The sequence below is a fragment of the Yersinia sp. 1252 StPb PI genome, from assembly GCF_048593885.1.
Taxonomy (GTDB): Bacteria; Pseudomonadota; Gammaproteobacteria; order Enterobacterales; family Enterobacteriaceae; genus Yersinia; species Yersinia enterocolitica_E.
This window is the reverse complement of the sequence record NZ_JAZGQE010000008.1, coordinates 49,115-58,438: the sequence shown is the minus strand read 5'-3', so window position 1 is coordinate 58,438 and position 9,324 is coordinate 49,115. Positions and strand designations below refer to the sequence as shown.

Here is a 9,324-nt window from a genome sequence, read left to right as displayed (position 1 = left end):
GTAGATATTGAGCAAGATCAATTAATTTAGTGGTTATTTACGCAGTTTGTCACTGTTAAATCTATTTGCGTTATTACCTTTTTTATATAACGATTTGTTTAATGAGAATAGCTATCAAACAAGATGATACTTTGGTAATTATTTCTTCAGGTAAACTGTTGCGGTTAAATGAATTTGGCCTCAGTTTTGAGGTACACTTAGATCGCAGTTTTACTAACAATAATGGATAACGTAGCCTGCTAAATTGGCTATCAAAAATAATCTGTATTCAACAGCCAAAATATTTAACGTCTATACCCAATAGATTACAAAGTGCAGGAAGGCGGTCAGGAACAGATGTGCTCACAGGGGCCGAGTAACATCAACCGTCAATCCCCCCATGCAATTTGCAAGATAATGGGCATATATCGGTTACAGGGACATTACTTATATGACCAAAAGTCACACCATTATGATCGTTGATGACCATCCCCTTATGCGCCGTGGTATTCGGCAATTACTTGAGATGGACCACAGTTTTGATGTCGTTGCCGAAGCTAACTGCGGCAGTGAGGCTATTACCGCAGCGGCCAAATGTCAGCCGGATGTCATTCTGCTCGACCTGAATATGAAAGGGATGTCTGGGCTAGATACCCTAAAAGCATTACGACATGACGGGATTGATGCGCGAATTATCGTGCTGACAGTTTCTGATGCGCGCAGCGATGTATATGCCATGATTGATGCCGGTGCTGATGGTTATCTGCTCAAAGATAGCGAACCGGAAGTATTACTGGAAAATATCCGTCAGGCAGCGCGTGGCGAGAATGTATTCAGCAATGAAGTTGCACAGTACTTATCCTCCCGCCATGAAGAGATTAATCCTTTCTCCGAGTTAACCGAGCGTGAATTAGATGTGCTGCAAGAAGTGGCGCGCGGTATGTCCAATAAGCAAGTCGCATTTGAATTACACATTTCAGAAGAAACCGTAAAAGTACATATTCGCAATTTATTGCGTAAGTTAAATGTGCGTTCGCGAGTGGCAGCAACCATTTTGTTTTTGGAAAATAAAAAGTACTAACCACCACCCAATTATTTAATAGCCACCAAACTATTCGCTGGCTGTCAGGCTACTCAATGGCCGCTAAAATAAAATCATGGTTATCGTATATCCATTTTTTGTTCAGTGGCCCCCAACTATCTAACTGGTAATAACCCGCGTTATTGCGCACGCCATGCTGCACAAAAGTCAGAGTGATACCCAAACCGGGTAGCGCCTTCAAGACATCTTGCAAAGTGCGCCGTGGCCAGCCGGTCAATTCCATCAAGCGCGGTACATTAAGCGAGTCACCACTGCTGATTAACCAGCAGAGATAGAGACGGCGGGCAAACACTGGATTTAGCTCCATAAAAATTCCTATTTTGAGTGACTGCTATTCCCTGCTTATTTAACATTGCAACCTGGCTGCCACGCTAAATTCTTGGGATATAATCAGTTTACCTGATGCCAGAAAAAACACCTGTTTATCATTATTTTCTACATTGAGATGGATTAACTCAGTTTTATCGAGGTTTTTTACAGGTTCTCCATATTTTCTTCACGTTTCCACCCGCATTCCCGCGTAAAGTGCACAGTAGATTCTGCTGGATATGATTTTTTATTTATAGAGGCTGGCACTGCATGGCTAATTTTTTCATCGACCGCCCGATCTTTGCTTGGGTATTGGCGATAATTTTGTGTCTTACCGGGGCTTTAGCAATCTCAACGCTGCCGGTTGAGCAATACCCGAATCTGGCACCACCTAACGTCCGCATCAGTGCCTCATATCCAGGAGCCTCGGCACAAACACTGGAAAATACCGTCACGCAGGTTATCGAGCAAAGCATGACCGGCCTTGATAAGCTGTTGTATATGTCATCGCAAAGCAGCAACTCTGGCAGCGCATCAATAACCCTGACATTCCAAGCGGGTACTGATCCTAACGAAGCGATGCAGCAGGTACAGAATCAGTTGCAGTCTGCCATTAAAAAACTGCCACAAGACGTACAACAGCAAGGGGTTTCAGTTTCAAAATCCGGTGATAACACCTTGATGATGGTGGCCTTTGTCTCCACCGATGGCAGTATGGATAAACAAGATATTGCTGACTATGTCGCCAGTAATCTACAAGACCCACTTAGCCGTATCGAAGGGGTCGGCAGCATTGATGCCTTCGGTTCCCAATATGCTATGCGTATCTGGCTCGACCCCAATAAACTCAATAATTATCAACTGACCACCCAAGATATTGTCAGCGCTATCCAATCGCAAAATAGTCAGATTGCGGTGGGCCAATTAGGTGGAACCCCTGCCGTCGATAATCAGGCATTAAATGCCACCATTAATGCTCAATCTCAATTACAGACACCAGAGCAATTTAGGGAGATCACGCTGCGGGTCAACCAGGACGGGTCGCTGGTCACATTGGGTGATGTGGCTAAAATTGAGATGGGTGCTGAAAGATATGATTATCTGAGTCGCTTTAATGGCCAGGCTGCATCAGGAATGAGTATCAAGCTCGCCTCCGGTGCCAATGAATTGCAAACCGATGCGTTGGTTAAGGCCCGGATAGCAGAACTGGCCCCGTTTTTCCCGCACGGTCTTGAAGCCAAAATCGCTTATGAAACCACACCGTTCGTTAAAGCCTCAATCAAGGATGTGGTAAAAACATTGTTGGAAGCCATTTTGTTGGTTTTCCTGGTGATGTATCTCTTTTTGCAGAATTTCCGCGCCACCCTTATCCCAACAATTGCCGTCCCAGTGGTGCTATTGGGCACGTTCGCAGTACTGTCGGCGTTCGGATTCAGTATTAATACCCTAACCATGTTTGCCATTGTATTGGCGATCGGGCTGTTGGTTGACGATGCCATCGTGGTGGTGGAAAACGTCGAACGAGTGATGAGCGAAGAAGGACTAGGGCCACGCGAAGCCACTCGTAAGTCTATGGGGCAAATTCAGGGCGCATTGGTGGGTATTGCGCTGGTGCTGTCTGCCGTGTTTATCCCGATGGCATTCTTCGGTGGCACCACCGGGGCCATCTACCGCCAATTCTCCATTACCATCGTTTCTGCCATGGTGCTTTCGGTGCTGGTCGCCTTGATTCTAACCCCAGCACTTTGCGCCACCATGCTCAAACCCATTCAGCAGGGCCATCATCACGCCAAGCGCGGCTTTTTCGGTTGGTTTAACCGTATGTTCGATAGTAACACTCGCCGTTACGAGAAAGGTGTGGCTCAGGTGTTACATCATAGTCTGCGCTATATGTTGCTCTATTTTCTGCTGTTGGGCGGGCTGGCGCTGTTGTTCATCAAGTTACCGACGTCGTTCTTACCATTGGAAGACCGTGGTGTGTTTATGGCCCAAGTCCAGCTCCCGGTGGGTTCAACCCAACAACAGACACTGAAAGTGGTTGAAAAAGTAGAGAACTACTTCCTGACGGAAGAAAAGAATAATGTGTTGTCGGTATTCTCAACGGTGGGGTCCGGCCCAGGTGGTAACGGCCAAAATGTGGCACGCCTCTTCATCCGGCTGTCTGATTGGGATCAGCGTAAAGAGAGTAATAACTCTTCTTTTGCCATTATTGAACGCGCCACCAAAGTATTTAATAAAATTGCCGAGGCCAGAGTGTCGGTCAGTAGCCCGCCAGCCATTTCAGGCTTGGGTGGCTCATCAGGTTTTGATATGGAATTACAAGATCACGGCGGTTTGGGTCATGACAAATTGATGGCTGCTCGCGATCAGTTATTACAGATGGCTGCTAAAGAGCCAGCCCTGACCCGAGTGCGACATAACGGATTGGACGATAGTCCGCAGTTGCAGATAGATATCGATCAACGCAAAGCACAAGCGTTGGGCGTAGCACTGGATGATATTAACAACACCCTGAAAACGGCCTGGGGTTCGACTTATGTTAACGACTTTGTTGATCGTGGGCGGGTGAAGAAAGTCTATGTGCAGTCTGAGGCCACCGCCCGTATGCTGCCGGAAGACGTTAACAAATGGTATGTCCGTAATAAAAGCGGCAGCATGGTGCCCTTCTCGGCGTTCTCTACTACCCGCTGGGAATATGGCTCACCACGATTGGAGCGCTATAACGGTTATTCTGCACTGGAAATTGTCGGTGAGGCGGCACCAGGTATCAGTACCGGTACTGCAATGGATGTAATGGAGAATCTGGTCAAACAGCTACCGAATGGTTTTGGTCTGGAGTGGACAGGTATGTCCTATCAGGAGCGGCTATCGGGTTCACAGGCCCCGGCCCTCTATGCCATCTCGTTACTGGTGGTGTTCTTGTGTTTGGCGGCATTGTATGAGAGCTGGTCAATACCGTTCTCTGTGATGTTGGTGGTGCCTCTCGGGGTTATAGGTGCGGTGGCGGCCACCTGGATGCGCGGGTTGGAGAATGACGTTTATTTCCAGGTCGGGTTGCTGACCATTATTGGCTTATCGGCCAAAAACGCCATTTTAATCGTCGAGTTTGCCAGCGAATTAAACAATAAAGGTAAAGATTTAGTCGAAGCCACTCTTGAGGCTTCCCGCCAGCGGTTGCGGCCTATTTTGATGACCTCGCTGGCATTTATCTTTGGTGTGTTACCCATGGCTATCAGCCAGGGTGCAGGCTCAGGTAGCCAACATGCCGTAGGTACTGGTGTGATGGGGGGGATGATTTCAGCTACCGTGCTGGCGATTTTCTTTGTACCGCTGTTCTTTGTTCTGGTGCGTCGTCGCTTCCCAGGCAGGCCACCGCGCGCGAAAGAGTAACGAGAGCCGCTAACCCCCAAGGATGGGCCGGGTAACTAGAGCCGCCAACACACCTACGGTTTGAAAGATGACTCCTGATTATGCCCAATAGATTTCAAGCTGTAGGCAGACGGCAAGCAAGAGAACCCCGATGAGCTGACATCAAGTCAGTGATTCGGGTGAACGAGAGCCGCCAACACACCTACGGTTTGCAAGATGACGGGCATAAAAAAGGCAGAGCCAATATGGTCTCTGCCTTTCTGGCGAGCGATTTTTCGCCCCTGGGTGTGTAATAAGTCAATCGTTAAAACAACAAAAAGATAGTTACTCTTACTGCCGGTTTATTCGCTTATGCCTTACGCAGCATAGCATCGATAAACTCTTTCCACGTGCTTAACTCAAATTCAACCATAACATCCTCTCTAATTATCGCGGCCAATTATACGCCTATTTTTTGAACAGTCAAAATCGAAAGTAAGCTACCTAACGGTTGAAATGAGATCTGTCGCAGAGATCTTGAATTTTGCCCTGTCACTGAGTTTCCTCAGCCAGCATTACATCACTTGCCTGTTTTATCATTCGAGAGTAGCGTGCTCAGATATATAGGGGTAAACGCCGTTTTTGACAAAACCCGTTATTGGCAAAATACAGAGCACAACCATGAAACACTCCATCGACTCATTAAAAGAGCTGGGCCGTTATGATGATGCGGTGGCAATGGCGCTGGACTTACTGCGTCGTTCACCAGATAACGCCAGTCTGCTGTATAAGATTGCCTCACTGTATGATGTGCAGGGGTTGGAGTTGCAGGCAATCCCATTCTATCGGGCCGCTATTGAGCACAATCTGGTAGGTAAAGAGTTGCAGGAGGCTTATCTGGGGCTGGGCAGCACTTATCGCGCTCTGGGGCTATATCAAGAGTCACTGGATACATTTGACCGCGCGTTAGCCCATTTCCCACAAGCGAAAGAGATTACCTTATTCCGTGCCATGACACTGTATAACCTCGGTGAAACCAAAGAGGCAGTCGCTACGTTATTGATATTGCTGGCTGAAACCTCAAGCCATCAGGACATCAGCCTCTACCAAAAAGCGATTCGCCAATATGCCGCTAACCTTGACCGTATCGGCTAAATCAACAGGTCAGTTCTGATTACCGCCGCGCTCAACAACGCATAGCCGTCTGGATTCAAATCACATTTTCCCGCATTATGGGCAAATTGCTCCCCTTGAGCCGGGCAGTCGTCTATACGGCTGACCTGATTTGCCATTCTAGCCGAGGTATTATTTTTCCATGTCAGATAGCCTAGCCACTCCATCATTGCGCCTTTATGGCATTAAAAATTGCGATACCATAAAAAAGGCCCGCCGCTGGCTGGAAGAGCAAGGTATTGCCTATCAGTTTCACGATTATCGTGCAGACGGATTGAGTGACGAACGCCTGCAAGGTTTTATCGATCAACTGGGTTGGGAACCATTGCTCAATACGCGCGGTACCACCTGGCGTAAATTGCCACAAGCCCAACGTGATGCAATAACCGATGCTCTGGCCGCCAAAGCGCTGATGCTAGAACAGCCAGCCATAATTAAACGCCCGCTACTGGAAGCCACCAATGGCGAAATGCTGCTGGGCTTCAAAATTGAAAGTTATCAACTCTTTATTAAGAAACATAATATTAAACAACACGTTATCGAGGTGCAATAACATGATCTGTCCGGTAATCGAACTGGCCCAACAATTAATTAGACGCCCGTCGCTCAGCCCTTCTGATGCGGGCTGCCAGGCGATCATGATTAAGCGCTTAGAGGCTATCGGTTTTACGGTAGAACCTATGAATTTTGGCGATACCCTTAACTTCTGGGCCTGGCGCGGCGAAGGTGAAACCTTGGCATTTGCCGGTCATACCGATGTGGTCCCCACCGGTGATGAAAGCCATTGGAGCAGCCCACCGTTTGAACCGACCATTCGTGATGGCATGCTGTATGGCCGTGGTGCCGCCGATATGAAAGGTTCACTGGCTGCAATGGTGGTCGCCGCCGAACGTTTTGTCGCGGCTCATCCAGAGCATAAAGGCCGGTTGGCATTTATGATTACCTCCGATGAAGAAGCCAAGGCCATTAACGGTACGGTCAAAGTCGTGAATGCGTTGATGGCGCGTAACGAGCGGCTGGATTACTGTCTGGTTGGCGAACCCTCCAGTACTGACCGAGTCGGCGATGTGGTGAAAAATGGCCGCCGGGGTTCTATTACTGCCAACTTGCGTATCCATGGAATTCAAGGGCACGTGGCCTATCCTCATTTAGCAGATAATCCGGTTCACCGGGCAATACCAGCGCTGAATGAGCTGGTTGCTACACAATGGGATGAAGGCAATGAGTTCTTCCCTGCTACCAGTATGCAGATCGCCAATTTGCATGCCGGAACTGGCAGCAATAATGTGATTCCCGGTGAGTTCTATGTGCAGTTCAACTTCCGTTTCAGTACAGAACTGACTGACAGCATGATTAAGCAGCGAGTAGAGGCGCTGTTGGAACGCCATCAACTAAATTACACCCTCGAGTGGGTGTTGTCTGGTCAACCCTTCCTTACCGCAAGGGGTGCGCTGGTCGATGCAGTAATTAATGCTGTTGAGCACTACACTGAAATCACGCCGCAACTGTTAACCACCGGGGGCACCTCTGATGGCCGTTTTATCGCGTTAATGGGCGCTCAAGTGGTGGAGTTAGGGCCGGTTAATGCCACTATCCATAAAGTGAATGAATGTGTTCACGCCGCTGACTTGCAGCTACTGAGCCGGATGTATCAGCGAATTATGGAGCAGCTCATCGCATGACAGCTAATACATTAACACCAGAGATGCTTACCGGCCGTTCAACCGATCATCTGACGGTGTTAAGCGGCAACCATCGCCTGCAACCACAAGCTGTTGCGGCCTTTCAGGCTATGCAACAAGCCGCTAAACGAGCGGGGTTTGATTTACAACCTGCCAGCACTTTTCGCGATTTTGACCGCCAATTAGCGATCTGGAATGGTAAATTTCGCGGTGAGCGACCAGTATTAGATAAAGACAGCCAGCCGATAGAGATTTGCCAACTTGATGCTCAGGCTCGCTGTGAGGCTATTTTACGCTGGTCTGCCCTGCCGGGAGCCAGCCGCCATCACTGGGGCAGTGATCTGGATATTTACGATCCCTCCCTGTTGCCCGCAGAGACCAAATTACAGCTGGAGCCATGGGAATACCAAGCGAGTGGCTATTTTTATCCGTTGACCCAGTGGCTGGATGTTCATATGGCTGAATTTGGTTTTTACCGGCCATTTAGCGAGGACAACGGCGGTATTGCAGCAGAACCTTGGCACCTAAGTTATCGCCCGTTAGCTGCGGCGGCGGAACATTTACTGACACCCAACATTCTACTAGAAGCTTGGCAATCACAGGATGTGGCAGGCAGTGAGTGGCTGACAAGCCATTTACCCATGATTTTTTCGCGATTTATTCATACCCTATAGATTTCAAGATGCAGGAAGTCGGCAAGCGAGAATAAGGTTGATTAATCCCGACGTGCTTACGCAGTCAGGTGATTCAGGTTCTTGAGTGCAGCCACACTGGCAGTTTGAAAGATGACAGGTATATCAACGGAAGGAACTTAACCATGCACTGGTTAGCAGATTATTGGTGGATCATACTTATCCTGCTTGCAGGCATTATCTTAAACGGTATCAAAGAGTTACGCCGTCTTGATCATAAAAGCTTTTTAAAAAACAAACCAGAATTACCGCCTCATCGCGATAACAATGCGCAATGGGACGACGATGACGACTGGCCGGATAAGAACAAGAAAAAATAAGTGAAGCTCGAGTCACATCAAACGAAGGGGTCAGCCCCTTCGTCAAGGTGAATTACCTCGCAACAATGTCGTCACGTAAATGGTCGTCACGCAAATGGTCGATAGCCAGTTTGAGCATCGGTTGATTAATACCATGCCCGGTATTGGCATCCAGACTCAGTGTTACGCGGCTGCCCAAAGCCATTAAGCTACTGGTTGCAGCCTTGGCATGTTCCACACGAATCACCCCATCCTGCTCACCATGAATAAAATGGATCACCACGTCAGCGATGGGTTGCTGTGGTAATGTTGCAAAACGGCCACTAAACGCCATAACTTGCCCGGCTAACTGCGGCTGAGCTTTCACCCCCTCCAATGACATAATAGTGCCCTGCGAAAAACCGACCAGGGTGGTCTGCTGTGCCCCAAGGCCACTCTTCTGTTGCCAATAACGTATAATATCAATGAATTGCGACATCACCGCATCAACTCGCTCCTGACGATTATCTTCAGTAACACCTTGCACTGAGAACCACTGACGCCCACTCCCCATGTTGCTGGCGAATATACCATCAACACTGACGACCAGCGCCTGAGGAAAGGCTTGTGCAAAATGGCTACCGACCGGTGCCATTCCAGCGGCGCTATCACCAACACCATGAAACAATAGTATTAATTGTTCTGGCGTTGCGGGTTGCTGCACTACGATAGAAGTCTGATTCATCAAGCGGCCTTTAATC

General features: G+C 48.4%; 9 protein-coding genes. 7 read left to right on the top strand and 2 right to left on the bottom strand.

What is annotated here, in order from left to right; all coding sequences use genetic code 11:
* Positions 1-430 precede the first annotated feature (430 nt).
* Positions 431-1,060 carry a nitrate/nitrite response regulator protein NarP gene (gene narP / locus V2A85_RS02520; RefSeq protein WP_372559617.1) on the top strand — a complete coding sequence of 210 codons (630 nt, stop codon included), beginning with the start codon at positions 431-433 and terminating at the stop codon, positions 1,058-1,060.
* 49 nt (positions 1,061-1,109) lie between these two features.
* Here narP and V2A85_RS02515 read toward each other — a convergent pair whose 3' ends face one another.
* A complete protein-coding gene (locus V2A85_RS02515) occupies positions 1,110-1,388 on the bottom strand; it encodes a winged helix-turn-helix domain-containing protein (RefSeq protein WP_372559618.1) in 279 nt (92 codons plus the stop codon).
* Positions 1,389-1,660: 272 nt separating this feature from the next.
* Between V2A85_RS02515 and acrD the strand changes: the two genes are divergently transcribed.
* The 6 genes from acrD (at position 1,661) to V2A85_RS02485 (ending at position 8,605) form a co-directional block, all read left to right on the top strand.
* Positions 1,661-4,780, top strand: a complete 3,120-nt coding sequence (acrD, locus tag V2A85_RS02510) for a multidrug efflux RND transporter permease AcrD (RefSeq protein WP_420070847.1) — start codon at positions 1,661-1,663, stop codon at positions 4,778-4,780.
* Positions 4,781-5,419: 639 nt separating this feature from the next.
* Positions 5,420-5,893 (top strand): tetratricopeptide repeat protein, encoded by a 474-nt coding sequence (locus tag V2A85_RS02505; protein ID WP_372559620.1) that lies wholly within the window; start codon positions 5,420-5,422, stop codon positions 5,891-5,893.
* Positions 5,894-6,053: 160 nt separating this feature from the next.
* Positions 6,054-6,464, top strand: a complete 411-nt coding sequence (locus tag V2A85_RS02500) for an ArsC family reductase (protein ID WP_420070846.1) — start codon at positions 6,054-6,056, stop codon at positions 6,462-6,464.
* A 1-nt stretch (position 6,465) separates the two neighbouring features.
* Positions 6,466-7,593, top strand: coding sequence for a succinyl-diaminopimelate desuccinylase (gene dapE, locus V2A85_RS02495; protein ID WP_372559622.1), 1,128 nt, complete (start codon positions 6,466-6,468; stop codon positions 7,591-7,593).
* A complete protein-coding gene (locus V2A85_RS02490; RefSeq protein ID WP_083163318.1) occupies positions 7,590-8,267 on the top strand; it encodes a M15 family metallopeptidase in 678 nt (225 codons plus the stop codon). Before dapE ends, V2A85_RS02490 begins: the two co-directional genes overlap by 4 nt.
* Before the next feature lie 143 nt (positions 8,268-8,410).
* On the top strand, positions 8,411-8,605 hold the full coding sequence (locus V2A85_RS02485; protein ID WP_083163315.1) for a YpfN family protein: 195 nt from the start codon (positions 8,411-8,413) through the stop codon (positions 8,603-8,605).
* 52 nt (positions 8,606-8,657) lie between these two features.
* On the opposite strand, the gene ypfH is transcribed toward V2A85_RS02485, so the two are convergent.
* Entirely contained in the window at positions 8,658-9,308 is a 651-nt protein-coding gene (gene ypfH / locus V2A85_RS02480; protein WP_420070845.1) for an esterase, read from the bottom strand.
* Positions 9,309-9,324 lie beyond the last annotated feature (16 nt).

What these genes read in the sequence shown, in the direction of transcription:
- dapE (WP_372559622.1), top strand. Translation starts at nt 6,466, where the DNA reads ATGATCTGTCCGGTAATCGAACTGGCCCAACAATTAATTAGACGCCCG.
- V2A85_RS02515 (WP_372559618.1), bottom strand. Translation starts at nt 1,388, where the DNA reads ATGGAGCTAAATCCAGTGTTTGCCCGCCGTCTCTATCTCTGCTGGTTA.
- acrD (WP_420070847.1), top strand. Translation starts at nt 1,661, where the DNA reads ATGGCTAATTTTTTCATCGACCGCCCGATCTTTGCTTGGGTATTGGCG.
- narP (WP_372559617.1), top strand. Translation starts at nt 431, where the DNA reads ATGACCAAAAGTCACACCATTATGATCGTTGATGACCATCCCCTTATG.
- V2A85_RS02505 (WP_372559620.1), top strand. Translation starts at nt 5,420, where the DNA reads ATGAAACACTCCATCGACTCATTAAAAGAGCTGGGCCGTTATGATGAT.
- V2A85_RS02490 (WP_083163318.1), top strand. Translation starts at nt 7,590, where the DNA reads ATGACAGCTAATACATTAACACCAGAGATGCTTACCGGCCGTTCAACC.
- V2A85_RS02500 (WP_420070846.1), top strand. Translation starts at nt 6,054, where the DNA reads ATGTCAGATAGCCTAGCCACTCCATCATTGCGCCTTTATGGCATTAAA.
- ypfH (WP_420070845.1), bottom strand. Translation starts at nt 9,308, where the DNA reads ATGAATCAGACTTCTATCGTAGTGCAGCAACCCGCAACGCCAGAACAA.
- V2A85_RS02485 (WP_083163315.1), top strand. Translation starts at nt 8,411, where the DNA reads ATGCACTGGTTAGCAGATTATTGGTGGATCATACTTATCCTGCTTGCA.